This is a genomic window from Pseudomonas sp. GNP014 (genome assembly GCF_054344005.1).
Window position 1 is genome coordinate 5,146,657 of sequence record NZ_JBTGUS010000001.1, and the last position, 24,566, is coordinate 5,171,222.

Genomic DNA, 24,566 nt, shown 5'->3' on the forward strand with positions numbered 1-24,566 from the left:
AAATGGCAAGTGGTTGATTTGTCGTGAAAAGTGGCGAAAACGTGGCGAACGGGCGTTCATTGCTGAACACATTTGAACAGTTGAGCGATTGACAATGAACAATAGTGAACAACACTCTATGAACTCATTTCGGTGAACACCGGAGATCCTGTGGGAGCGAGCTTGTTCGCGAATGCGGTGTGTCATTCAACCGATTCGGTGACTGATACGACGCTTTCGCGAGCAAGCTCGCTCCCACAGTTGATCTGTGTGGTTCTCGGGATTTGGGTTCATAACAACAATAAAAACGCTGCATCAGAGGCTGACCCGCCATGGCCGCACCTGCCCCGCCGCTGTCCCACGACGCGATCGTCCAGACGTCCTGGCAACGTTGCCGCGCCTTCGGTCTCGACCACCACAGCACCCCGGCCTTCGATCAACTGCCCGCCGCCGGCATCGCGCAGTTGCTCGACAGTCACCATGCGCTGGTGCAGACCACCCATCAGGAAGTCCTGCCCTATTACGAAAACATCCTGAGCAATTCCAATTGCCTGATCATGCTCGCCGACAATCAGGGCCAGGTGCTGACGTCGTGGGGCACGCAACGCTTTATCGAACCGAATCTGGCGCGGGGGTTCCGGGCCGGCGCGAGCTGGAGGGAACGCTCAAGCGGCACCAACGCGATCGGCACCGCGCTGGCCTGCGAACAGGCGGTGCATATCGAGCACGACGAGCACTTCCTCAAGGCCAACCGTTTCATGACCGGTTCCGCCGCACCGATTTTCGACGCCGAGCGCAAAGTCATCGCGGTGCTCGACGTGTCCAGCGACAGCTACCTGCCGCCGTCGCACACCCTGGGCATGGTCAAGATGATGAGCCAGACCGTGGAAAACCGGCTGATTCTCAACCTGTTCCACGGCCAGCATTTTCAACTGACCTTCAACACCGGGTTGAACAACCTCGACAGCCAGTGGGCGGGGTTGTTGATCTTCGATGAGAGCGGTCAGGTGCTGTCGGCCAATCGGCGCGCGGACAATCTGCTCGGTGTGCGCCTGTCGCGGGTCAGCGTCGAAAGCCTGTTCAAGGTGTCGCTGCTGGAGTTGCTCAATCAGCCGGAGGGCTTGCCGTTTGCCTTGCAGACGTCCGGGCGTAACCGTTTTCAGTGTCTGTTGAAGCGGCCGCAACAGGCGCCGCTCCAGCCGCGGGTGTTTGCCGAGCCGAAACGTGCGGAACCACCGGTTAAAACGTCGAACGCGATCAGCCTCAATACCTTGCACTTCGGCGACAGTCGCGTGGAAAAAGCCGTGCGCCAGGCTGAGCGTTTGCTGGAAAAGGATATTCCGCTGCTGATTCACGGCGAGACCGGCGTCGGCAAGGAAGTCTTCGTCAAAGCCCTGCATCAGGCCAGCTCCCGCAGCAAACAGGCGTTCATTGCCGTCAACTGCGCGGCGATCCCCGCCGAACTGGTCGAGTCTGAACTGTTCGGCTACGAGAAAGGCGCGTTCACCGGTGCCAACCAGAAAGGCAGCATCGGCCTGATCCGCAAAGCCGACAAAGGCACCCTCTTCCTCGACGAGATTGGCGATATGCCGTTGCCGACCCAAGCGCGGTTGCTGCGCGTGCTGCAAGAGCGTTGCGTGCAACCGGTGGGCAGTAGCGAGCTGTTCCCGGTGGATTTGCGGATTATCTCGGCGACTAACCGCTCTTTACGTGAACAAGTGCAATTGGGCCGGTTTCGTGAGGATTTGTACTACCGCATTGGCGGTTTGACCCTGGAACTGCCGCCGCTGCGCGAGCGCAGTGATAAGCAGGCATTGTTTAAACGACTGTGGGAACAGCATCGTGAGCCGACGCAATGGGCGGGTTTGAGCCAGGAAGTGCTGGAGCTGTTCAGTCGTCATCCGTGGCCGGGGAATTTGCGGCAAGTCAGCAGCGTGATGCAAGTGGCGCTGGCGATGGCTGAGGAGCAACCGGTGAGGCCTGAGCATTTACCGGATGATTTTTTTGTGGATCTGGAGATGGAGCCGGTGGAGAGTGCGGCGCCGTTGGAGCTGGATTTGAATAATGTTGAGGCACTGAACCGGGAGCTGAAGGCTTCCGGGGGGAATATTTCACATCTGGCGCGGCGGTTGGGGGTGAGTCGGAATACGCTTTACAAGCGGCTGCGCCAGATTGAGGGTTGAGTGAACCCCGTTCCCCTCATCGGAACGCCGCCCGCCCAGCCCTCTCCCCCAGGAGAGGGAGCTGACCGAGGTGTCTGGCGCTGAACATCGACCCGAAACATCGTGGCGATTATGGATTCGGTACCGCACGTTCAGGTCGGCGTATCTATTGAGCATCCCCCCATTCAGTCCCCTCTCCTGGGGGAGAGGGCTAGGGTGAGGGCGAAAATTCTGGCTCAACATGCGCAACCGAAGCCGCCTCCAATGTCCGCAACCCCACCAGCACAACCACCACCATCATCAACCCTGCACCAATCGCCACGCCGAACCCTGCCCGCGCGCCCCACGCATCAATCACCAGCCCCGCCAGCATGCCGCCTAGCGCAACGCCAATGCTGATACCCGTGGTCATCCACGTCAGCCCTTCGGTAATCCGCGACGGAGGAATAATGATCGTCCCCATTTTCATCACCACGACCATCGTCGGAGCAAACGAGATGCCCGCGATAAACAGCGCCGCTGTCAGCACATAAACATCCGTTGCAAAAACAGGCAGCACACCGGTGAACGCCGTCACCAATATCCCGACCAGAAACTGTTTTTCAATCGCCAGGGAAACCCGCAATGCACCAAACGTCAGGCCCGCCACCAATGAGCCAAACGCATAGGCAGCAAGGATGAAGGTCGCCGACGCTGGCCAGCCCTGCGCATTGGCGAAGGCGACGACCGCGACATCGATTGCGCCACCAATGACGCCCATCGCCAACAGCGCCAGAACAATGGTGCGAACGCCGGGAATCAGCAGGGTTGAGCCGCCATGGCTGGCGTGGCCCACGACAACTTTAGGTTCAGTCTGGCGTTGCAGCAGAAACGCGGTCACCCCAATAGCCAACAACCCGACCGCAACCAGCGGCCCGGCTTCGGCGAAAAAACTCACGCTCAGACCGATCGCCAGTGGCGGGCCGACGATATAGGCCAGCTCGGTGAGGACCGTGTCCAGCGAGAACGCCGTGTGCAACTGCGGCTTGCCCCGAAACAACTGTGTCCATCGCGCGCGGATCATCGACGGCATGCTCGGCATCGTCCCCGCCAGCGCCGCTAGAACAAACAGCAGTGCGGCCGGTGCCCGCATGTAAACCGCGAGGATCAGTGCCAGCAACATGGCAATGCTGAACGCCGTGACGACGGGTAGCACGCGGCTCTGGCCATGCTGATCAACCAGTCTGGAGATGTGTGGGCCGAGCAACGCATTGGCCAGGGTGAAAGTCCCGGCGACGGCACCGGCCAGCCAGTACACACCGGTTTGCTGCACCAGCATAGTGATGATGCCGATGCCGATCATTGCCTGTGGCAAGCGCGCGATAGAACTCGCGAGCACTAACCCGGTGGCGCCTGGGGTCGTTAGCAGTTCGCGATAGTGATTGGCCATGGTGTTTCCCTTACATGATCGTCGCTGCTCAGCATCCGGCTGAACGCGTTGCCGACATCAAGACCTACGCGAACGTCAAAAGCAACCCTCACCCCAGCCCTCTCCCGGAGGGAGAGGGAGCTGACCGAGTTGCCTGGCGCTGTACATCGACCTGAAAAACCGAGTTGATTATGGATTCAAATCTGGTCCAGGTCGGCACTTTGACACCCTCACCCTCACCTCAGCCCTCTCCCGGAGAGAGAGGGAGCTGACCGAGGTGTCTGGCGTTGTACATCGACCTGAAAAACCAGTCGATTATGGATTCAAAGCAGCACGTTCAAGTCGGCGTATTTCCTGAACATCCCCCAATCGGTCCCCTCTCCCTCCGGGCGGCCCGACGTTTCGGGTGGGTTAGGATGAGGGACTTTTCTTGCGCCCAAACAAAAACCCGCACAAGGCGGGTTTTGTTTTGAAGCTAATCACAGCTATCAGTCAGCCAGACGCCAGGTAGTCCCACCCTTCCCGTCTTCCAACACAACGCCCATCGCCGTCAGCTGATCACGGATACGATCGGACTCAGCCCAATCCTTCCCCGCCCGCGCCGCCAGACGTGCAGCAATCAGTGCATCAACCTCAGCCGCATCGACACGCCCTTCAGCGCCCGCCTGCAGGAAGTCATCCGCCTCCAACTGCAACACACCCAACACGCTCGCCAGCTCTTTCAGACGCGCCGCCAGACCTGCCGCTGCGTCGAGATCGCTCTCGCGCAGGCGGTTGATCTCGCGCACCATCTCGAACAGCACGGCGCAGGCTTCCGGCGTGCCGAAGTCGTCGTTCATCACCGTGGTGAAACGCTCGACGAACGCTTCGCCGCCGGCCGGGGCAACGCTCGGCAGGCCTTTCAACGCGTGGTAGAAACGCTCGAGTGCGCCCTTGGCGTCCTTGAGGTTGTCTTCCGAGTAGTTGATCGCGCTGCGGTAGTGGCTCGACACCAGGAGGTAACGCACGACTTCCGGGTGGTACTTGTCGAGCACGTCGCGAATGGTGAAGAAGTTGTTCAAGGACTTGGACATCTTCTCGCCATTGATGCGGATCATGCCGCAATGCATCCACGCGTTGGCGTAGGTCTTGCCGGTGGCTGCTTCGCTCTGGGCGATTTCGTTTTCATGGTGCGGGAACTCGAGGTCGCTGCCGCCGCCATGAATGTCGAAGGTCTCGCCGAGGCAGCAGGTGGACATCACCGAGCACTCGATGTGCCAGCCCGGACGCCCGGCGCCCCATGGCGATTCCCAGCTCGGCTCGCCCGGTTTGGCGGCTTTCCACAGGACGAAGTCCAGCGGGTCTTCTTTAGACTCGTCGACTTCGATGCGCGCACCAATGCGCAGGTCTTCGATCTTCTTGCGCGACAGCTTGCCGTAGCCCATGAACTTGGCGACGCGGTAGTACACGTCGCCATTGCCCGGGGCGTAGGCGTAACCCTTGTCGATCAGGGTCTGGATCATCGCGTGCATGCCCGGAATGTGATCCGTGGCACGCGGCTCCATGTCCGGCTTCTTGATGTTCAGGCGCGCTTCGTCTTCGTGCATCGCGGCGATCATGCGCTCGGTCAACGCGTCGAACGATTCACCGTTCTCGCGGGCACGATTGATGATCTTGTCGTCGATGTCGGTGATGTTGCGCACGTAGGTCAGGTCGTAGCCGCTGAAGCGCAACCAGCGGGTCACCAGGTCGAACGCGACCATGCTGCGGCCATGGCCGAGGTGGCAGTAGTCGTACACGGTCATGCCGCACACGTACATGCGCACCTTGTTGCCATCCAGCGGTTTGAAGACTTCTTTGCTCTTGGTGAGCGTGTTGTAGATCGTTAGCACGTTAAATCCCTTGAATCACTGGCCCCACGAATCACGCAGAGTCACGGTACGGTTGAATACCGGCTGACCGGGTTTCGAGTCCTTGATATCCGCGACGAAGTAGCCTTCGCGCTCGAACTGGAAACGGTCTTCCGGCTGTGCGTCGCCAAGCGATGGCTCAGCACGACAACCGGTCAGCACTTGCAGTGAGTCAGGGTTGATGTTGTCGAGGAAGCTCGCGCTGTCCTCGGCCTTCTCCGGGTTCGGCGAACGGAACAGGCGATCATACAGACGCACTTCGCACTCGATGCTGGCAGCCGCCGGCACCCAGTGGATCACGCCTTTGACCTTACGGCCTTCCGGGTTCTTGCCCAAGGTGTCCGGATCGTAGGAGCAGCGCAGTTCGACGATGTTGCCGTCGGCATCCTTGATCGCTTCGTCGGCTCGGATCACGTAGCTGCCGCGCAGACGCACTTCGCCGTTCGGCTCCAGGCGCTTGTAGCCCTTTGGCGGTTCTTCCATGAAGTCATCGCGGTCGATGTAGATTTCACGGGCGAACGGCAGCTTGCGCACGCCGAGTTCTTCCTTCTGCGGATGACGCGGCAGTTCGAGGTTCTCGACCTGGTCTTGCGGGTAGTTGGTAATCACGACTTTCAACGGACGCAGCACGCACATGGCGCGCGGAGCGTTCGCGTCGAGGTCCTGACGGATACTGAACTCGAGCATGCCGAAGTCGACTACGCCATCGGAACGGTTGGTGCCGATCATGTCGCAGAAGTTGCGGATCGAAGCCGGCGTGTAGCCACGGCGGCGGAAGCCCGACAGCGTGGACATGCGCGGATCGTCCCAGCCGTTGACGTGCTTTTCATCGACCAGTTGCTTGAGCTTGCGCTTGCTGGTGATGGTGTAGTTGAGGTTCAGACGGCTGAACTCGTACTGACGCGGGTGCGCCGGCACTGGCAGTGCGTCGAGGAACCACTCGTACAGCGGACGATGGCTTTCGAACTCCAGGGTGCAGATCGAGTGGGTGATGCCTTCGATGGCGTCCGACTGACCGTGGGTGAAGTCGTAGTTCGGGTAGATGCACCACTTGTCACCGGTCTGGTGGTGATGGGCGTGGCGGATGCGGTACATGATCGGGTCGCGCAGGTTCATGTTCGGCGAGGCCATGTCGATCTTCGCGCGCAGCACACGGGCGCCGTCCGGGAACTCACCGGCACGCATGCGGGCGAACAGGTCCAGGTTCTCTTCAACCGAACGGTCGCGGAACGGGCTGTTCTTGCCCGGTTCGGTCAGCGTGCCACGGTATTCCTTGGCCTGCTCAGGGGTCAGGTCGTCGACGTAGGCCTTGCCGGCCTTGATCAGCTCCACGGCCCAGTCGTGCAACTGGTCGAAATACTGCGAGGCGTAGCGCACTTCGCCGGACCACTCGAAGCCCAGCCATTTGACGTCGCTTTCGATCGCGTCGATGTATTCCTGGTCTTCCTTGGCCGGGTTGGTGTCGTCGAAACGCAGGTGCGTGACGCCGCCGAACTCCTGGGCCAGGCCGAAGTTCACGCAGATCGACTTGGCGTGACCAATGTGCAGGTAGCCGTTGGGCTCAGGCGGGAAACGGGTGACGATCTGGGTGTGCTTGCCCGAGTCCAGGTCTGCCTGGATGATCGGCCGCAGGAAATTGACCGGCACGGCAGGGCCGGACTTGGCATTCGAGGTAGGGTCGACAGTGGGCTTGCTCATAGGATCCTTGACTTACATGTGCGCGGCCGCAAAGGGGGCCAGACAAAACAAAGCCGCTATCATAGCCGATGCTGTCAAGGGCCTGACAGAGCACGGCCTATAAAGGAGCGCATTTAATCGCCGGGAATTGAAAAACAGCCTCGAAATTCGCGCCTGTCACGCTAAACTGCGCACCTTGGCCGAAGCAGGCTGAACCGGTTTCGGGACTCAGTGTCCGAAAACCACGAATTCCTTATAAAGAGTAGCGATCATGACTCAAGTTAAATTGACCACCAATCATGGCGACATCGTCATCGAACTGGACGCGGAAAAAGCGCCAATCACCGTTGCCAACTTTCTCGAATATGTTAAGGCCGGTCACTACGAGAACGTGGTTTTCCACCGTGTGATCAAGGGTTTCATGATCCAGGGCGGCGGTTTCCAGCCTGGCATGCAGGAAAAGAAAGACAAGCGCGCCAGCATCCAGAACGAAGCCGACAACGGCCTGAAGAACGAGAAGTACACCCTGGCCATGGCTCGTACCATGGACCCGCATTCGGCCTCGGCACAGTTCTTCATCAACGCCACCAACAACAGCTTCCTCAACCACACCGCCAAGACCGCTCAGGGCTGGGGTTATGCCGTGTTCGGTAAAGTGGTTGCCGGTACCGACGTGGTCGACAAGATCGAAGGCGTTGCCACCACTTCCAAGGCCGGTCACCAGGACGTGCCGAAAGACGACGTGATCATCGAGAAAGCCGAGATCATCGAAGCGTGATATTGCTGATTTCAGACTTGCATCTGGAAGAGGAGCGCCCGGACATTACCCGGGCGTTTCTGGATTTGCTCGCCGGACGCGCCCGCTCGGCGAGTGCGTTGTACATCCTCGGCGACTTCTTCGAGGCGTGGATTGGCGACGACGCCATGACGCCCTTTCAGCGTTCCATCTGCCAGGCCCTGCGCCAATTGAGCGACAGCGGCACGGCGATCTTTCTGATGCACGGCAATCGCGACTTCCTGCTCGGCAAGGCCTTCTGCAAAGAAGCCGGCTGCACGCTATTGAAGGACCCGAGTGTCGTGCAGTTCTATGGCGAGCCGGTGCTGTTGATGCACGGCGACAGCCTCTGCACCCGCGACGAAGCCTATATGAAGCTGCGTCGCTACCTGCGCAACCCGATCACCCTGTTCATCCTGCGCCATCTGCCGCTGAGCACCCGCCATAAACTGGCGCGCAAACTACGCAGCGAAAGCCGTGCGCAGACGCGGATGAAGGCCAACGACATTGTCGACGTCACGCCGCACGAGATTCCACGGATCATGCAGCAATACGGGGTGAAAACCCTGATTCACGGCCACACCCACCGCCCGGCGATCCACAAACTGCAGCTCGGCGAGCAGGCGGCCAAGCGGATTGTGCTGGGGGATTGGGATCGTCAGGGATGGGCGTTGCAGGTCGATGAGAGCGGCTACGCCTTGGCGCCGTTCGATTTCGCCCCGCCGCTGGCTTTGCCGCACGGCTGAAGAGCTTTACCCCCTCACCCCAGCCCTCTCCCCCAAGGGGGCGAGGGGGAAAGGGAGCCGATCTCTGTGCTTTTCAAAACCTGAGTTCGGCTCGGTATTGCAAGTCGGCGTACCTCGAACATGCACCACGGTCAGTCCCCTCTCCCTCTGGGAGAGGGTTAGGGTGAGGGGCTTTTGACCTTAGTGCCCGGAAGCCGCCGGCCCTGCCTTCGCGGCAAACGGCGGTTTCGCCAGCCACACAATCAGAATCAGCCCCATGAACCCCCAGCCCAACAGCGTGAAGTAATCCACGGTGGAGAGCATGTACGCCTGGCTGGAGAGGATCTGGTCCATCTGCGCGTACGCCGATTGGCTCGCGCCGCCCAGGTGATTCAAGGTCTCCCGGGTTGCCGGTTCGAAAGTGCTGATGCTTTCACTCATGTACGCATGGTGCTGATTGGCGCGGCGAATCCAGATCCACGTAGTCAACGATGCCGCGAAGCTGCCACCGAGGGTCCGCAGGAAGGTCGCCAGGCCGGCACCATCGGCAATCTGGCTCGGCGGCAGGTCGGACATCAGGATGCTCAGGGTCGGCATGAAGAACAGCGCCACGCCGATGCCCATGAACAGCTGCACCAGTGCGATGTGCTGGAAGTCCACTTCATTGGTGAACCCCGCCCGCATGAAGCAACTCAAGCCAATCGCCAGAAACGCCAGCCCGGCCAGCAGACGCAGGTCGAACTTGTGCGCGTACTTGCCGACAAATGGCGACAGCAACACCGGCAGGATACCGATCGGCGCCACGGCCAGACCGGCCCAGGTTGCGGTGTACCCCATCTGGGTTTGCAGCCACTGCGGCAGGATCAGGTTGATGCCGAAGAACCCGGCGTAACCCAGCACCAGCACCAGCGTGCCGATGCGGAAGTTGCGGTAAGCGAACAGGCGCAGGTTGACCACTGGATGCTGGTCGGTCATTTCCCAGATAACGAACACCGCCAGCGCGATCACCGAAATCGCCGCGCCGATGATGATGAAGTTCGACTCGAACCAGTCCAGATCATTGCCCTTGTCGAGGATCACCTGCAACGCACCGACGCCAATGATCAGGCTGATCAGCCCGACGTAGTCCATCGGCTGGCGACTGGTTTCCACCGGACGTTTGGCCAGTTGCGAGCGCACCACCATCACCGCAAAGATGCCGATCGGTACGTTGATAAAGAAGATCCACGGCCAGCTGTAGCTGTCAGTGATCCAGCCACCGAGAATGGGACCGGCAATCGGCGCGACCACCGTAACCATCGCCAGCAACGCCAGGGCCATGCCGCGCCTCGCGGGCGGATACACGGCAATCAACAACGTCTGCGTCATCGGGTACAGCGGCCCGGCCACCAGGCCTTGCAGCACGCGGAAACCGATCAGTTCCGGCATCGACGTCGAGATACCACAGAGGAACGAGGCCAGCACAAACAGAATGGTGGCCCAGAGAAACAGCTTCACCTCGCCGAAACGACGGCTGAGCCAACCGGTCAGCGGCAGCGCAATCGCATTGCTCACGGCGAACGAGGTGATCACCCACGTGCCCTGCTCCGAACTGACCCCGAGGTTGCCGGAAATCGTCGGCAGCGCCACGTTGGCAATGGTGGTGTCGAGCACTTGCATGAACGTCGCCAGCGACAGGCCGATGGTGCTGAGCAACAGGCTGGGCGGCGTGAAAGAGGCGTTATTGCTCATTGTGAATCCTTTGGAACCGGGTTGGCGCCCTGTCTGTTACAGACACAGCAGCCCTTGTGGGAAAAAATCAATGTTGCAAGGAAACACTGTGGCGAGGGGATTTATCCCCGATAGGCCGCGAAGCGGCCCCTCCTTTGATTCAGAAAAGCCGGGCCTGCTGCGCAGTCCATCGGGGATAAATCCCCTCACCACAGTAAATCTCATCACCTTGAGAACCTGTTCCCACAGGGGAAAGATTCAGCGTTGCGCGGTTTTGCTCAGCGCAGCGCTGTTGTCGTGGATCAACTGCGCAATCATCGCGTCGGCTTCAGCCAGTTGGCGGTCGTAGACGTTGGTGCTGAACGAGGCTTTTTGCGGCGGTTGCTGCGCCAGTACCGGACCGCTCTGGTCGTGCAGGTTGACTTCAACGTTGGTCGACAGGCCGACGCGCAGCGGATGTTTGGCCAGTTCTTCGGCATTGATGTGAATGCGCACCGGCACACGCTGCACGATCTTGATCCAGTTACCCGTGGCGTTCTGCGCCGGCAGCAAGGCAAACGCGCTGCCGGTACCGGCGCCGAGGCTGTCGACGGTGCCGCTGAATTTCACGTCACTGCCGTAGATGTCAGATTCGATATCCACTGGCTGACCGATGCGCATGTCCCGCAATTGGGTTTCTTTGAAGTTGGCGTCGATCCACAGTTGATCCAGTGGAATCACCGCCATCAGCGCGGTGCCCGGCTGGACCCGTTGACCGAGTTGCACGGTGCGCTTGGCGACGTAACCGGTGACTGGCGCGATCAAAGTGCTGCGGGCGTTGGTCAGGTAGGCCTGACGCAGATCGGCAGCGGCCGCCATCACATCCGGGTGCGACGACACCACGGTGTCATCGACCAGCGCGCTGGTGGTTTTCAGTTGCTGTTTGGCGTTGGCCAGGGCGTTTTGCGCCGAGGTCAGGTCGTCGCGGGCGTGGGACAGCTCTTCCTGGGAAATCGCCCCGCCTGCGGCGAGGTTTTTCCGGCGGTTGTAGTTGTCCTGGGCCTTCTGCACTTCAGCCTGTTGCGCGTTGACCTGGGCTTTCATGCCGTCAACGTTGCTGTACAGGCCGCGCACCTGACGCACGGTGCGCGCCAGTTTTGCCTGGGCACTTTGCAGGCCGACTTCGGCGTCGTTGGGGTCGAAGTTGATCAGCACCTGGCCTTCGTGAACGAGATCACCGTCATCCGCGCCAATGCTGACCACGGTGCCGGTGACCAACGGGGTGATCTCCACCACGTTGCCGTTGACGTAGGCGTCGTCGGTGCTTTCGTTAAAGCGCCCGATGAATTCGTGATACGCCCAGACGCCGGCACAGGCGAGGACGACGACAGCGGTCAGCACCAGCAGCATCACTTTGCGTTTGCGCGGATTGCCGGTGTCGGGAGTGGAGCCTTGAGCTTGAGTGTTTTCGGCAGTGGCCATGACAAATACCTTGAATTAGTTGTGCGGCGTGGCTGGGGTGGCGTTGGCTGCGGTCAGGGTTTCACCCTGGAAGCCGCCGCCCAGCGCTTGCATCAATTGAATCGACAGGTCGATCTGCTCGGCATTGAGGTTGGCCAGTTGACGCTGGGCCTGCAGCAATTGCTGCTCGATGCTGAGCACGTCCAGGTAGTTGCCGATGCCGGAACCGTAACGCTGGACGACGGTGTTGTAAGAATCCTGAGCAATGTCGGTGGCGTGTTGCTGCGCGCCGATCTGCCGGCCGATATCACGCAGCTGGTTGATCGTGTCACTGACATCGCCCAGGGCTTTCACCAGGCTTTTGTTGTACTGCGCCACCGCCAGATCGTAATCGGCATCGCGCGCATCGAGGTTGGCGCGCAGGCGTCCGCCGTCGAAAATCGGCACCGAAATGGTCGGGGCAATGTTGAAGAAACGACTGGCCGAGCCGAACATCGCGTCACCCAACAACGATTCGGCACCGGCCGAGGCCGTGAGGTTCAGGTTGGGATAGAAGCGGGTTTTCGCCGAGTCGATGTCCTTGCTCGCCGCTTCGACGCGCCAGCGCGCAGCGACCAGGTCCGGGCGACGACCGAGCAGTTCCGCCGGCAGCACCGACGGCACGGCGACAGCGCTGGCTTGCAGGACTTTCGGTCGGGCGATTTCGTTGCCGCGATCCGGGCCTTTGCCGAGCAGCACGGCCAACGCGATTTTCGCGCTGTTCAGGCGTTTTTCCGCGTCGATCAGACTGGCTTCGGAACTGGCTTCCAGACTCTGGGTTTGCTGGAACTGATACTGGCTGTCGATCCCGGAGCTCAGGCGACGCTGGCTTAGGTCGAGCATTTGTTTGGTGCGTTTGAGGTCTTCGTTCGCCAGGTCATAAACGATGTGCGCCTGACCAAGATCGCTGTAAGCGCGGGCGACGTCGGCGGCGAGGGTCAGTTGTGCAGCCTGACGATCGACTTCAGCGGCGCGAGCCTGACCGAGTGCGGCTTCCCAGGCGTTACGCTGACCGCCCCAGAGGTCGAAGTTGTAATTGAAACCGGCGCTGACATTGCGCACCGTCGAATAAGCCCCGCCCTGCCCCAGCGGATCCTGATCACGAGCCAGGCGCGAACGGCTGATGCCGGCGCTGGCGTCGAGGGTTGGATAACGCTCGGCATCGGCGGCATACGCGGCGGCGCTGGCCTGATGCGCGCGGGCTTCGGCGATCTGCATGTCCGGGCTGTCGTGCAGGGCTTCGCGGATCAGGCCGTCGAGTTGCGAATCGCCGAGGCTGGTCCACCAGTCGCTTTTCGGCCACGCGGCCGGCGACAGGGTCACGCCGCTGAGGGACTGGCTGGCATTGAGGCTTTTCGCATCAAGGCGTTTGCCCTGAGTGTCGAGGCCACTGTAGTTGGCGCAGCCGGCGAGGATCATCGCCGACAGCACCAAGGTCAGGCTGCTGCGCAAGGTTTTACCGCTCATTGTGTTCACCTAACCGCTGGATAGTGATCGGGTCACCGGCTGCCAGCAGGATTTTCTTGAGGATGTATTCCAGGGTTTTCAACTCGTCCGGAGTGACGGCGCCGGCCAGTTCATTCATCGCGTCAGCGCCGATGTATGGCAGGCGATCGGCCAGTTGCTGGCCCTGCTCGGTGAGTTTGAGTTGCACCTGACGGCGATCGCCTTCGCTGCGGTGGCGAGCGAGAAAACCTTTCTGCTCCAGACGATCGAGCATGCGTGTCATCGAACCGCTGTCCAGCGACAGGTGCCGGCACAGCTCGGCCGGGGTGTCGACGCCGAACTGGGCCATGATGATCAACACCTTGAACTGCGCGGCGGTAATGCCATGCGGCTCCATGTGGGTGTCGATGATCCGGTCCTTGAGCAACGCGGCACGGCCCAGCAACAGGCCGAGATGACAGTGTTTGAATTCGTCCGGGGTGAAATGCTTCATTTGCTCACCTAATAACTGCCTAGGCAGTGAATGTATGTCGAGATGTTACTGCCTAGGCAGCGAATGTCAACGCAATAGTTAGGTTGCTTTGTAATTAGTTGACCAATGGCCTGGGTTTTTGTCGCGCATAGAAGAACGCCATCACGCCTACGGGGGGAACGCATTCCACATGTAGGCGTGAGCCTGCTCGCGATGGCCGCGACACGGTGCAAAGGAAGAGATGCTTTCTAAGAATCGCCTGATGTCTACAACCAGACGGCGTGTTTAACGTACGCAGTTCATTGACCGATTACGTAAACCCTCTCCATGAAGCGTTTCAAACTCCAGCGCCCGCTCCCGCTCTGTATCGCAACCACCTTGTTTGCCTGCGCCTCCAACGTGCTGGCCGGCAGCTGTGTTGCGGTCAATTCGAAGACTGAAACCCTCAACTTTGGCGCCAGTCTCGCCAGTTCCACTCTGACCATTCCTGCCGACACACCCAATGGCACCGTGGTCTATCAGGACACCGTGCAGTCAACCGGCCATATCTGGAGCTGCTCGAAGACTTCCATGTTTGGCATTCAGATGAATCCGAAACTGGGCACCGCCACCGGTAAGGACAGTATTTTTCCGCTGGGCAAGAGCGGACTGTCCTACCGCGTCTGGTTCGAAGCCCTGAGCCGTTACGAAACAGCCTTGCAAGCCATCGCCGCCAACACCAGCTATGGGTTCGGCGCGAACTCCGTGCGTCTGGAAATTATCAAGACCGGCGAGCTGACGTCGAAAGTCAACATCGACGCGGGGTATCTGGGCAGCCTGCAGGACGATGATCTCATCTTGAAGAACCTTAACCTGATGAACCCCATCGTGCTGAACGCCGCCTCCTGCCAGACCCCGTCTGTACCGGTGGCGATGGGTGACGATTACCAGCTCGACGACTTTCGCGAAGCCGGCGCCACGTCACGCAAGGTGCGCTTCGACATTGCCTTGAACCAATGCCAGACCGGGATCAAGAAAGTCACTTATTCACTCAAAGCCAACACCCCGATCCTTGATGCCACCAAAGGTGTCGTTGCGCTCAACTCCAGTTCCACCGCCAAAGGCATCGGCTTGCAAGTGATGAATGAACTCGGCCAGCCCATCGCTTTCGACACCACCTACCCGTTCAACGGCTTCACCACCACCGGGCTCAGTTTCAAAATCCCCTTTTCGGCCGCGTATTACCGTCTGGGCACAGAGAATGTCGAGGCCGGCAGTGCAAATACCGAAGTGACCTTCATCGTCAATTACCTGTGACGCTTTTAAGGATTGTCTGATTCTCCCGGCGTCCGCTCGCCCCTACTGTGCCGGGATGCGATTGAAGAACTACCTCCACCAGATCAGCCCGGTCTTGTCCACGCCCCACGCTGCGCGACGCCTGTTGCGCATTTTTGCGCTGGTACTGCTGCTGGGCATTCTCGGCGGCGTGTACAGCTTTCTGCTGTTCACCTTCAACAACGAAATTTCTCAGCGGCGCAGTTACATGAGCAGCGCCATCGCCGAGGCGCACACCTTTTTCACCACCCGCGAGGCGCTGCTGGAAAGCCTGAGTTTGTCGGCGACTCGCCAGACCGCTTTGAGCGCGCCGCTGTCCGAGGAAGAAATCCGGCTGCTGCTGGGACAAACCCCCGGCAAGCAATGGAGCATCTGGCTGACCCAGCGCATGCGTGACTATCTGCAAGCGCGCAAATTGAATCTGCTCTACGTCAGCAGCGGCGCCGAGGCGCAGGTGTGGCGCCTGTACAACACGACGCCTATGGCTGGCGATTTTCCGCGTGCGATGCTTGATCGCCTGGAAACCTTCAAACGCGACAACACCAGCGCCCTCAAAGAAATCTGGCTGACCCACAACTTGCCAGGGCACTCGCAGCTGTACATCTTCATTCGCCTGGATGATCGCGACCCCGATTCCGGCTGGCTCGGTCTGGAAATGGACGACCGCGAAGTCTCCAGCGCCCTGAGCGACCACAGTGCCGGCGAGTTCACCATGTTCAACTCGCAAGGGATGCCGCTCTTCAGCAACAGCCACAAGCCGCCAGCGGGGCAGCATCTGCCACTGCTGCGCCAGCAGGATTTCTTCGGATTCGTCGGCAACGGCTGGCTGCCCGAGCAACTGGTGTTGCGCAAACAACTGAAGTCGTCGGACTGGCAACTCACCTACTCCATCGACTTGCTGGCGGTGCTTTGGGCCTTGTGGCCGCAGATGCTTGGCGCACTGGTGTTCTGTCTGGCGAGCATCAACCTGGTGTGTCTTCTGACCCGGCGCCTGGAACATCGCTTCATCACGCCCACACTGCACCGGATTCAGGCGCTGGTGGAAAGCGAGCTGTTCAGCCGCGACGTAATCCAGACCGCACCCGTGGCACTCTGCGTGTTGCGCCGCAGCGATGGCCAGGTGGTACTGGAAAATACCCTTGCCCAACAATGGCTGGGCACGTGCAGCCGGCAACTGGGCCCCGGCTGGATTCGCGCTGCGTTTGACGACAATGCGCCCTGCCTGACCGACTATTTCGACACCGCTGATGGCCGGCACCTGTACTTGAGTTGCGCGCCGACCCGCTACAAGGGTGAAGACGTATTGCTTTGCGCCTTCAGCGATATCAGCGCGCGCCGGCAAATCGAAGCGGCGCTGGAGCAGGCGCGCCAGTCGGCCGATGCCGCCAACGAAGCGAAAACCCTGTTTCTCGCGACCATGAGCCACGAAATCCGCACGCCGCTGTATGGCGTGCTCGGCACCCTCGAACTGCTCGCCCGCACCCGGCTCGACAACCAGCAGAAAAGCTATTTGCGCGCGATCGAAGGCTCGTCCGCGACCCTGCTGCAATTGATCTGCGATGTGCTTGATGTGTCGAAAATCGAGGCCGGGCAACTGGCGCTGGAGCTGAGCGATTTTTCCATCGTTGCGCTGGCGCAGGAGGTGGTGCAGGGATACGCGGCGGCGGCGCAGAGCAAAGGTTTGCAGCTGTACGCATGCTTTGATCCGCAACTGCCCGACAGCCTGGTGGGCGATGTCAGCCGGGTGCGGCAGATTCTCAATAACCTGTTGAGCAACGCGGTCAAATTCACCGACTCCGGACGCGTGGTGTTGCGGGTCATAGCGCTGTCCCGTGAAGGCGAACGCGTGTGCGTGCAATGGCAGGTGTCGGACACCGGGCGCGGAATTGCCCATGCTGATCAGGCATTTATCTTCGATCCGTTCTATCAGACTCAGGGCAATAGCCATGCGGTCGCGGGCACCGGGTTGGGCCTGCCGATCTGCCAGCGGCTGACAAATTTGATGAACGGCACGCTACGCATGGTCAGCGAACCGGGGCTGGGCAGTAGTTTTTCCCTGACCTTGCCACTGGAGCAGCGCGCGGGCAGCGGATTGCCCGCAGCAGCGCCGAATCTGGCGGGTGAAACCGTTTACGTGGTGTCGCCGGTACGCGAACTGGCCGAAAGCCTCGCTGGCTGGCTGCGCCGTTGGGGAGCCCGACCGCACCTCGGCGCGCCGGACAACCACGAATCTGCCGACGCTGGCGTGTTGCTGGAACTGTACCCGGCACCGATGGAGCAGCGCGGCGAACTGCAATGGTCAGGGCCGCGGGTACTGGCCAGCGGCGATGCTGCCTGTGAACCGCAATGCACGGGTAAAGGTTGGGTGGCGAATCTGAGTGATCTGGCCGCGATCCGCCGAGCCGTGCGTCAGGCTCAGGGCGGCCAGACCATTGAGCATCCGCAACAGGCAGAAAGCCAGGCGCTGGCGCCGCTGCACCTGCACATCCTCGTGGCCGAAGACAATGCAATCAACCAGTTGATCCTGCGCGACCAGTTGCAAGAGCTGGGCTGCACGGTAGCGTTGGCCAGCGATGGCGAAGAGGCCTTGTCACTGTGGCAGGACGACACCTTCGACGTCGTGCTCAGCGACGTCAACATGCCACGACTCAACGGTTATGAATTGGCCAAAGCCTTGCGTCGCCTGGGCTGCACCACGCCGATCATCGGCGCCACCGCCAACGCCCTGCGCGGTGAAGAGGCCCTGTGCCTGGCGGCCGGCATGAACCACTGCCTGGTCAAACCTTTTACGCTAAGAGCCTTGTCGATCGTCCTGGCTCCCTACGAACGAGTCACCCATGAAGTCCTCTAGCCTGCTGATTGTCGAAGATCATCCGTTCCAGCACCTGTACTTGCAGAACCTGTTCAACGAGCTGGGCGTATTCGATCTGGAGTTTGCCCGGGACGGCGAAGAAGCCTTGCGGCGTCTGAAAAACCGCGAGTTCGATCTGGTCCTCACCGATCTGCTGATGCCGGGCATGGACGGCGTGCAGTTCATCCAGGGCCTGGCCGCGCAGCCCTCGCGCCCGGCACTGGCGATCATGAGCGCTGCCTCGCGGCGCATGTTGATGGGCGCGAGCCTGGTGGCGAGCAACCTGCAGGTCAAAGTCATCGGGCTGATTTCCAAACCGGTCAACAGCGCTGCCCTGCGTTGTCTGATCGAGCAGTTACAGACGCTGCGCCAGGCCGGCCCGGTCGCGACGCAGCCCGGCATTGATCGGCAAAGTATTCTGCATGCCTTGGACAAGGGTGAATTACAGGCCTGGTTCCAACCCAAAAAGGCACTGGACAATGGCCGCATCGTCGCCGCCGAAACATTGGTGCGCTGGATGCATCCCGAACATGGCACGCTGTTGCCAGGGGCATTTCTACCGGCGCTGATTGCTTATGACCTCGAAGAACGGCTGCTCTGGCGAATGCTGGAACAGGCGATTGCCGCGCAAACCGTATGGCGCCAGCAGGGCTATGACATTCCGGTGTCGATCAATCTGCCCACGCACCTGCTTAACAGCCATGACCTGCCCGACCGCATCCTCGCTTTCGTGCTGCAACATGAAGGCCTGCCGGCGCGGATCTGTTTCGAGCTGATGGACTGTTCGGTGCCCGATGACATCAGTAATTTCTACGCCGGCGCCTGCCGCTTGCGGATCAAGGGTTTCGGTTTGTCTCAGGATGATTTCGGCAAAGGCTACAGTTCTTACATGAATCTCGTGTCGGCGCCTTTCACCGAGCTTAAAATCGACCGCGCGCTGGTGCAGGGTTGCAACAGTAACGCCGAGCTGGCCCAGGCGCTGACCAGCATTGTCACCCTGGGTCGGCAACTGGGCCTGACGGTGGTCGCCGAAGGCGTGGAAACCGCGCAAGAACTTGCTCTGTTGCGTAAGATCGACTGCACTCAGGTTCAGGGTTTCCTGATCTCCCACGCCGTGTCTGCGGAGCAGTTCCAGCAGTTGCTGACCCATGATGGACCGGCCAATGCCTGGTGAACCCCAGACGCTGTTGACGACACCGTTTGCTACCGAGGTCTTTGTGTCCAGACACTTTTCCACTTTGACTGATCAGGCGCTGTAATGCCGCAGCCCAACGCATTTCTGGAAAGACTCGCCAGCAGTTCGCTACGCCTGAACAAGAGCTTGCTGGTGCTCGGTGCGCTGGCCCTGTTGTTGCTGGGCATCAGTTATCTGGGCGTGCAGCGTATGGTGGAAGAACAGCGCGATACCCTGCAGTTCCACTTCGCCCGACTGATGGAAAACATTCACGAGCAGGAAGCCTTTCTCGACGCTATCTCAAGGGCCAGCGCCAAGGGTGTGTACCTTTCCGAGGCTGTGACGCCACCTGTTGTCCAAAAGCTTTTGCCCGAAGAAGGGCCGAACATTTACGAAGGCCGTGGGCTGCCGTTTTCGCTGCCGTTCAGCGTAAAGATCGATCCGGAGCGAATCGCCCCCAGCCAACACCCCAAGGTGTTTGCCCTCGGCAGCTATCTGGCAGCTTATTACAGCGCCTTCTGGGCAGCCTCGCATTACCAGTCACCGCAGGTGATCCTGCTCAACGGGCCGGACAATTTCGATATCGCCGTGCCCGCCGCCGGCCGTTTGCGTGGTGCAGGGCCGACGCAGATAAGCACCTTCGTCGAGCTCATGACCCGGATGAACATGCAACGGCGCACGCAGACTTCAACGCAGGTTCACTGGGTGCCCTACGCGTTCGCCGAGAAGGACAACGTTACCCCGACTCTGCTGGCCTACGTGCGGATCAATCTGAGCAAACCGACGCAGGCCATCGAAGGTGCCAACTCCTGGGCGGTGGTCGGCGCGCTGCTGAAACTGTCCCAGGTCAACAACATCGAGCGTTTGATGGCGTGGTCGATTTACGACGACTTCACCCTGCTCACGCCCGACGGTACGGTGTTGATCGGTGCGCTGAAGCCCGATCAAGTGCTCAATGAAGGCACGAATCTGACCGCGGATGGCCTGGTGTTCAAGCTGACCAGCCCCGACGAACGTCCGTGGACGGCGATTTACGTTATCAGTGTGCAGAGCTTTCTCGATTACGCGCTGTGGCCATTGCTGTGCCTTTTGGTTCTCGTGCTCGCCCTGCTCGGCAGTGGCCGGGCACTCAATCGCTGGTACACCCAGCGCGTCATTCTTCCCGCGCAAAGTGCCCACGCGAGCATCGCCGAAAGCGAAGCGTTCAGCCGCGCGGTCATCGACACCGCGCCCACTGGCCTGTGCGTGATCAGTCGCCGCGATCATCAGGTGTTGTTGGAGAACCAGCGCGCCCAGCAATGGCACGACACCCGCGAACTGATAAACCTGCTCGACCGGCAGGCAGCGACCGGCCAAGGCCATGCCGAACTGGAGATTGACGGTCGGCATTTGCATGTCGCCTTCGTCGCCACCCGTTATCAGGGCCAGGACGCCTGGCTGTGTGCACTGCATGATGTGACCCGCCATGTCGAAGACGCGGCGGCGCTTGAGGTCGCGCGCCAGGCCGCTGATTCGGCCAATCGAGCCAAGAGCCGGTTTCTGGCGACGATGAGCCATGAAATCCGCACGCCGCTGTATGGCGTGCTCGGCACTCTGGAACTGCTCGGTCTGACCACGCTGAACCCGCGTCAACAGGCTTATCTGGACACCATCCAGCGCTCGTCGGCCAGTCTGTTCAAGCTGATCAGCGACGTGCTGGATGTGTCGAAGATCGAGGCCGGGCAAATGAATCTCGAGCTTCAGCCGTTTTGTCCGCTGGAGCTGACCGAAGACGTCGTGCGCAGCTTCGGCGCGTTTGCCCGTGGCAAAGGTTTGCAACTGTATGCCTGCATCGATGCGGCGCTACCGGATCAATTGCTCGGTGATGCGCAGCGCATTCGCCAGATCCTCAATAACTTGCTGAGCAACGCAATCAAGTTCACTGACAATGGCCGTGTGGTCATGCGCGTTCATGTGCTGCAAAACACTGGCGGGCGCGCCGAGGTGCAGTGGCAGGTCAGCGATTCGGGCGTGGGCATTTCCCAGGCGCAGCAACAGCAGTTGTTCGACCCGTTCTATCAAGTCAACGAAGCCGACAGTCATGCCGGTGCCGGGTTGGGTCTGGCCATTTGCAAGTGGCTGTGTGAGTTGATGCAGGGTCAGTTGAACGTGGTCAGCGAGCCGGGACTGGGCAGCCGCTTCAACTTGCAACTGACCCTGGATTGCGCACCTGGCAGCCTCGCCGATTGCCCATCGTTCGTGGCCGGCGGCGCCGCCGTTTATGTACGGGCACCGGTGGCCGAACTGGCGCAGCATCTGAGCGCCTGGCTTGACCGCTTTGGTCTTGATTGCCGCCTGGTGACGAACGAGCTGCCGCCCTCCCCGGCGCTGCTGGTGGACCTTGCGCCGCTGGCCAACGCCAGCGTATTCGATGGCCCGCGAATCATCGCCATGGCGGGCGGCCCCAATCCGGCGCAGGTGAGCGGCAGCGACTGGCTGGTTGATGCCGACGATGTACGTGCAATTGGCTGGGCAATTGCGCTGGCCCGACACGGCGCCAGTCACCCGCGTGCGCCTTCGCAGCAGAAAAACAGCCGAACGCTGAACCTGCGCGTACTGGTGGCCGAGGACAATACGATCAACGCGGCGATCATCAAGGAACAACTGGAGGCGCTGGGCTGTTCGGTAGTGGTCGCCGCCAATGGCGAACAGGCGCTGGTGCAATGGGCACCCGGACGCTTCGATCTGCTGCTGACCGACGTCAACATGCCGATCATGAACGGTTACCAGTTGGCCGCTGCACTGCGCCAGCAGGATGCAACGCTGCCGATCATCGGCGTCACCGCCAATGCCCTGCGCGAAGAAGGCGAACGTTGCGCCGCCGTCGGCATGAACGCATGGATGGTCAAGCCGCTGAACCTGGCGACACTGCGCACACAGCTGCAAAGCCACTGCCAGACAGCGATCGCGCCGGTGGCAGACGCCGCGCCACCCCTCTCACCCAAAATGCGCGAGCTGTTTGTCGCGACCCTGCGCCGCGACGTTCAGGCCACACTGACGGCGCTCGATGCGGCCAACGCCAGCAGCGTCGCACAGCAACTGCACAGCATGGCCGGGGCACTCGGCGCCGTGCGGGTCGAGGCCCTGGCCAGCACGTTTGTCGAGCTGGAATGTCGCTTGACCGGCATGGCGATCACCCCGGCGCTGGCCCTGCAAGTGCGCCAACAACTGGCGCGTCTGACTGACCTGCTCGACACCCTCGAATAATTTCACTCTGGATAAAGCACCCATGGAAACCTTCAACGTTGTCATCGCCGACGATCATCCCATCGTCCTTCTGGGGGTACGGGAACTGGTCGAGCGTGACCGACGCTTCAACGTGGTGGGCGAGGCAGTGTGTCCCGATGGCTTGATCGAGTTGCTGAAGTCTCAGGCGGTGGATCTGTTGATCACCGATTTCAACATGCCCGGTGACTCGCCCTACGGTGACGGCCTGAAGCTGGTGGAGTTCGTGACCCGGCATTTTCCTGAAGTGAAGGTGCTGGTCCTGACCATGATTTCCAATCCTCTGATCCTGACCCGCCTGCAGGAACTTGGTGTACTGGCGGTGATTCAGAAAAGCCAGCTGCACGTTGAAATAGAGGTGGCGCTCAAAGCCATTGCCAAAGGCAATCGGGTACGTAGCAAAGGACCAGCGCCAACGTCGGTGCTCAACGATGGCGCCGATCTGGATGAACGCTTTTCCCGACTGTCGCCCAAGGAACATGAAATTCTGCGGCTGTTCGTTCAAGGCCAGGGCGTTAACGAAATTGCCAGAGGATTGAACAGAAGTGCCAAAACCATCAGTACGCAGAAAATCTCAGCCATGCGCAAACTTGAAGTAAATAGCGATCAAGAGTTACTGGCTTATTGCATAGAACGCAACTTGTTCAAATAAACGACTCTGCACTTCGACGTAACATCCCCGCATCTAGGAATCGTCTGATGTTCCACCGGGAACCCGGGTTTTATTGTGTTGCTTTAACCCCAACCAATGGAAAAGCAACATGAAAAAGCTGACTCGCGCACTTCTCGCCCTTTCGATCATTGCCGCCACGGGCAATGCGCTGGCAGAAGATCCACCGGCCCCAACCCCGACCAAGGCTGGTAGCGGCACCATCAACTTCACCGGCACCATCAACAACGATGCCTGCTCGGTTGAAGGCGCCGGAAGCAACAAAACCATTTCGGTCAACATGGGCGAAGTGTCGATCAAGGACATGGGCACCGCCACTGCACCTAAAGGCAACGGCACCCTGAGCGCCGAAAACTTCGACATGAAGATCAACTGCAACGCCGGCACCAAAGTGGCGATGATTTTCGAACCGACCAAGGGCGCAGGCTCGGGCATCGTTGCCGGGACCAAAGTGCTGAAGCTGATCGACGGCCTGGGCGCTGCGAAGAACATCGGTATCGCCTTGCTCGACTCCAACGGCGCGTTGATCGACCTGAGCTCGCCGTCCACCGCGAAGATCGAAAATACCCTGCAAGACAGCAACACTTCGCTGAAATTCTCGGCCGCCTACGTCACCACTGCAGATCCGAAATTGGCTGTTGCCGGTCGCGGCGATGCCACCCTGCCGTTCACGCTGCAATACGAATAACCCGCGCGAACACTCACGCCTGGTGCGGGGCCGGTCGGCCCTGCACCCTCATTCAATTGCGCGGTACCCCCTATGTTTTATCGTCACTCATTGTCCTTTTGTGCGGGCCTTTTGGGTCTGCTCGTGGCCAATCAGGCCATGGCCGGCATTTCCTTGAGCAGCACCCGTCTGGTCTTCGACGGCCAACACAAGGAAGCTGGGATCACCGTGCGTAACAGCGGTGCAGATGTACTGATTCAGTCGTGGATCGACACCGATTCCAGTGAAACCGCCGCGGTCCCCTTTGCCGTCACGCCGCCACTGGTGCGCGTCAGCGGCGACGAACAGCAGATCTTGCGGGTGATCTACGAAGGCGCGGGAATGCCGACCGACCGCGAGTCGGTGGTCTGGCTCAACGTGCAGGAAATTCCCCAGTCGGCTAAATCGGCGAACACTTTGCAACTGGCCGTGCGCCAGCGCATCAAGGTGTTCTTCCGCCCGCCGGCACTGAAAAACAACGCGTATCTGGCGCCGAGCGAATTGACCTGGCGCCTGGCCGATCGCGCCGGCAAACGAGTACTGCAGGTGAACAACCCGGGCCAGTATCACGTGTCGATTGCCGATATCACCCTGCAATCCGGCGCAGGCAGCGAACACCCTTTTGATTCGATGATGATCGCCCCCGGCGAACAGAAAGAGTTCAGCCTCAAACAACTTCACAACGCCAATACAGTGCGCTTGTTATTCAGCAGCATTAATGACTATGGCGCACAAGACCGTTACAGCGCGCAACTTTCGAACAATCTCGATGCCCGCGCCAGTTTGAATAAAGAAGCGCCATAACTTCCGTGCCGCTGCTACAGCCGCACTGTCACTGTATTTCTCTTCGCTCCGTTAGTTCGTT

Annotated in this window: 17 protein-coding genes; 10 read left to right on the plus strand and 7 right to left on the minus strand. The window is 60.1% G+C overall.

Annotated features, from left to right (window positions below):
• The first annotated feature begins 311 nt into the window (after positions 1-311).
• Complete coding sequence (locus ACXX9E_RS23145; protein WP_458556259.1) at positions 312-2,162, plus strand: sigma-54-dependent Fis family transcriptional regulator; 1,851 nt, start codon at positions 312-314, stop codon at positions 2,160-2,162.
• Positions 2,163-2,352: 190 nt separating this feature from the next.
• Here ACXX9E_RS23145 and ACXX9E_RS23150 read toward each other — a convergent pair whose 3' ends face one another.
• From ACXX9E_RS23150 to ACXX9E_RS23160, 3 genes are all read right to left on the minus strand, one after another.
• On the minus strand, positions 2,353-3,570 hold the full coding sequence (locus ACXX9E_RS23150) for an MFS transporter (protein ID WP_458556260.1): 1,218 nt from the start codon (positions 3,568-3,570) through the stop codon (positions 2,353-2,355).
• A gap of 467 nt (positions 3,571-4,037) precedes the next feature.
• Positions 4,038-5,420, minus strand: coding sequence for a cysteine--tRNA ligase (gene cysS / locus ACXX9E_RS23155; protein ID WP_103522141.1), 1,383 nt, complete (start codon positions 5,418-5,420; stop codon positions 4,038-4,040).
• A gap of 15 nt (positions 5,421-5,435) precedes the next feature.
• Positions 5,436-7,136, minus strand: coding sequence for a glutamine--tRNA ligase/YqeY domain fusion protein (locus ACXX9E_RS23160; RefSeq protein WP_123462425.1), 1,701 nt, complete (start codon positions 7,134-7,136; stop codon positions 5,436-5,438).
• Between the two features lie 250 nt (positions 7,137-7,386).
• Between ACXX9E_RS23160 and ACXX9E_RS23165 the strand changes: the two genes are divergently transcribed.
• Positions 7,387-7,893, plus strand: coding sequence for a peptidylprolyl isomerase (locus tag ACXX9E_RS23165; RefSeq protein WP_186744373.1), 507 nt, complete (start codon positions 7,387-7,389; stop codon positions 7,891-7,893).
• Positions 7,890-8,636 carry a UDP-2,3-diacylglucosamine diphosphatase gene (gene lpxH / locus ACXX9E_RS23170; protein ID WP_123462421.1) on the plus strand — a complete coding sequence of 249 codons (747 nt, stop codon included), beginning with the start codon at positions 7,890-7,892 and terminating at the stop codon, positions 8,634-8,636. Before ACXX9E_RS23165 ends, lpxH begins: the two co-directional genes overlap by 4 nt.
• Positions 8,637-8,816: 180 nt before the next feature.
• Here lpxH and ACXX9E_RS23175 read toward each other — a convergent pair whose 3' ends face one another.
• From ACXX9E_RS23175 to ACXX9E_RS23190, 4 genes are all read right to left on the minus strand, one after another.
• Complete coding sequence (locus ACXX9E_RS23175; protein WP_123462419.1) at positions 8,817-10,346, minus strand: DHA2 family efflux MFS transporter permease subunit; 1,530 nt, start codon at positions 10,344-10,346, stop codon at positions 8,817-8,819.
• Positions 10,347-10,583: 237 nt separating this feature from the next.
• Positions 10,584-11,786 (minus strand): HlyD family secretion protein, encoded by a 1,203-nt coding sequence (locus ACXX9E_RS23180; RefSeq protein WP_123462418.1) that lies wholly within the window; start codon positions 11,784-11,786, stop codon positions 10,584-10,586.
• A 15-nt stretch (positions 11,787-11,801) separates the two neighbouring features.
• On the minus strand, positions 11,802-13,271 hold the full coding sequence (locus ACXX9E_RS23185) for an efflux transporter outer membrane subunit (protein ID WP_458556261.1): 1,470 nt from the start codon (positions 13,269-13,271) through the stop codon (positions 11,802-11,804).
• Positions 13,261-13,743 carry a MarR family winged helix-turn-helix transcriptional regulator gene (locus ACXX9E_RS23190; RefSeq protein WP_222832546.1) on the minus strand — a complete coding sequence of 161 codons (483 nt, stop codon included), beginning with the start codon at positions 13,741-13,743 and terminating at the stop codon, positions 13,261-13,263. The genes ACXX9E_RS23185 and ACXX9E_RS23190 overlap by 11 nt, the downstream gene beginning before the upstream one ends.
• 306 nt (positions 13,744-14,049) lie before the next feature.
• Between ACXX9E_RS23190 and ACXX9E_RS23195 the strand changes: the two genes are divergently transcribed.
• The 7 genes from ACXX9E_RS23195 (at position 14,050) to ACXX9E_RS23225 (ending at position 24,505) form a co-directional block, all read left to right on the plus strand.
• Complete coding sequence (locus ACXX9E_RS23195) at positions 14,050-15,018, plus strand: fimbrial protein (RefSeq protein ID WP_458556262.1); 969 nt, start codon at positions 14,050-14,052, stop codon at positions 15,016-15,018.
• A gap of 55 nt (positions 15,019-15,073) precedes the next feature.
• A complete protein-coding gene (locus ACXX9E_RS23200; RefSeq protein WP_458556263.1) occupies positions 15,074-17,887 on the plus strand; it encodes an ATP-binding protein in 2,814 nt (937 codons plus the stop codon).
• Positions 17,874-19,061 carry a response regulator cyclic di-GMP phosphodiesterase PvrR gene (gene pvrR / locus ACXX9E_RS23205; RefSeq protein WP_458556264.1) on the plus strand — a complete coding sequence of 396 codons (1,188 nt, stop codon included), beginning with the start codon at positions 17,874-17,876 and terminating at the stop codon, positions 19,059-19,061. Before ACXX9E_RS23200 ends, pvrR begins: the two co-directional genes overlap by 14 nt.
• 84 nt (positions 19,062-19,145) lie before the next feature.
• Positions 19,146-22,307 carry a hybrid sensor histidine kinase/response regulator gene (locus tag ACXX9E_RS23210; RefSeq protein WP_458556265.1) on the plus strand — a complete coding sequence of 1,054 codons (3,162 nt, stop codon included), beginning with the start codon at positions 19,146-19,148 and terminating at the stop codon, positions 22,305-22,307.
• Between the two features lie 22 nt (positions 22,308-22,329).
• Positions 22,330-22,977, plus strand: a complete 648-nt coding sequence (locus tag ACXX9E_RS23215) for a response regulator (protein WP_127652064.1) — start codon at positions 22,330-22,332, stop codon at positions 22,975-22,977.
• A gap of 109 nt (positions 22,978-23,086) precedes the next feature.
• A complete protein-coding gene (locus ACXX9E_RS23220) occupies positions 23,087-23,683 on the plus strand; it encodes a fimbrial protein (RefSeq protein ID WP_458556266.1) in 597 nt (198 codons plus the stop codon).
• Between the two features lie 72 nt (positions 23,684-23,755).
• Positions 23,756-24,505, plus strand: coding sequence for a fimbrial biogenesis chaperone (locus ACXX9E_RS23225; protein WP_458556267.1), 750 nt, complete (start codon positions 23,756-23,758; stop codon positions 24,503-24,505).
• Positions 24,506-24,566 lie beyond the last annotated feature (61 nt).

Bases quoted from the DNA above. Each gene is read 5' to 3' on its own strand.
- ACXX9E_RS23160 (WP_123462425.1), bottom strand. From the start codon at position 7,136: ATGAGCAAGCCCACTGTCGACCCTACCTCGAATGCCAAGTCCGGCCCT.
- ACXX9E_RS23175 (WP_123462419.1), bottom strand. From the start codon at position 10,346: ATGAGCAATAACGCCTCTTTCACGCCGCCCAGCCTGTTGCTCAGCACC.
- ACXX9E_RS23210 (WP_458556265.1), top strand. From the start codon at position 19,146: ATGCCGCAGCCCAACGCATTTCTGGAAAGACTCGCCAGCAGTTCGCTA.
- pvrR (WP_458556264.1), top strand. From the start codon at position 17,874: ATGAAGTCCTCTAGCCTGCTGATTGTCGAAGATCATCCGTTCCAGCAC.
- ACXX9E_RS23150 (WP_458556260.1), bottom strand. From the start codon at position 3,570: ATGGCCAATCACTATCGCGAACTGCTAACGACCCCAGGCGCCACCGGG.
- ACXX9E_RS23215 (WP_127652064.1), top strand. From the start codon at position 22,330: ATGGAAACCTTCAACGTTGTCATCGCCGACGATCATCCCATCGTCCTT.
- ACXX9E_RS23145 (WP_458556259.1), top strand. From the start codon at position 312: ATGGCCGCACCTGCCCCGCCGCTGTCCCACGACGCGATCGTCCAGACG.
- ACXX9E_RS23200 (WP_458556263.1), top strand. From the start codon at position 15,074: ATGCGATTGAAGAACTACCTCCACCAGATCAGCCCGGTCTTGTCCACG.
- ACXX9E_RS23165 (WP_186744373.1), top strand. From the start codon at position 7,387: ATGACTCAAGTTAAATTGACCACCAATCATGGCGACATCGTCATCGAA.
- ACXX9E_RS23225 (WP_458556267.1), top strand. From the start codon at position 23,756: ATGTTTTATCGTCACTCATTGTCCTTTTGTGCGGGCCTTTTGGGTCTG.
- ACXX9E_RS23195 (WP_458556262.1), top strand. From the start codon at position 14,050: ATGAAGCGTTTCAAACTCCAGCGCCCGCTCCCGCTCTGTATCGCAACC.
- ACXX9E_RS23220 (WP_458556266.1), top strand. From the start codon at position 23,087: ATGAAAAAGCTGACTCGCGCACTTCTCGCCCTTTCGATCATTGCCGCC.
- ACXX9E_RS23185 (WP_458556261.1), bottom strand. From the start codon at position 13,271: ATGAGCGGTAAAACCTTGCGCAGCAGCCTGACCTTGGTGCTGTCGGCG.
- ACXX9E_RS23190 (WP_222832546.1), bottom strand. From the start codon at position 13,743: ATGAAGCATTTCACCCCGGACGAATTCAAACACTGTCATCTCGGCCTG.
- ACXX9E_RS23180 (WP_123462418.1), bottom strand. From the start codon at position 11,786: ATGGCCACTGCCGAAAACACTCAAGCTCAAGGCTCCACTCCCGACACC.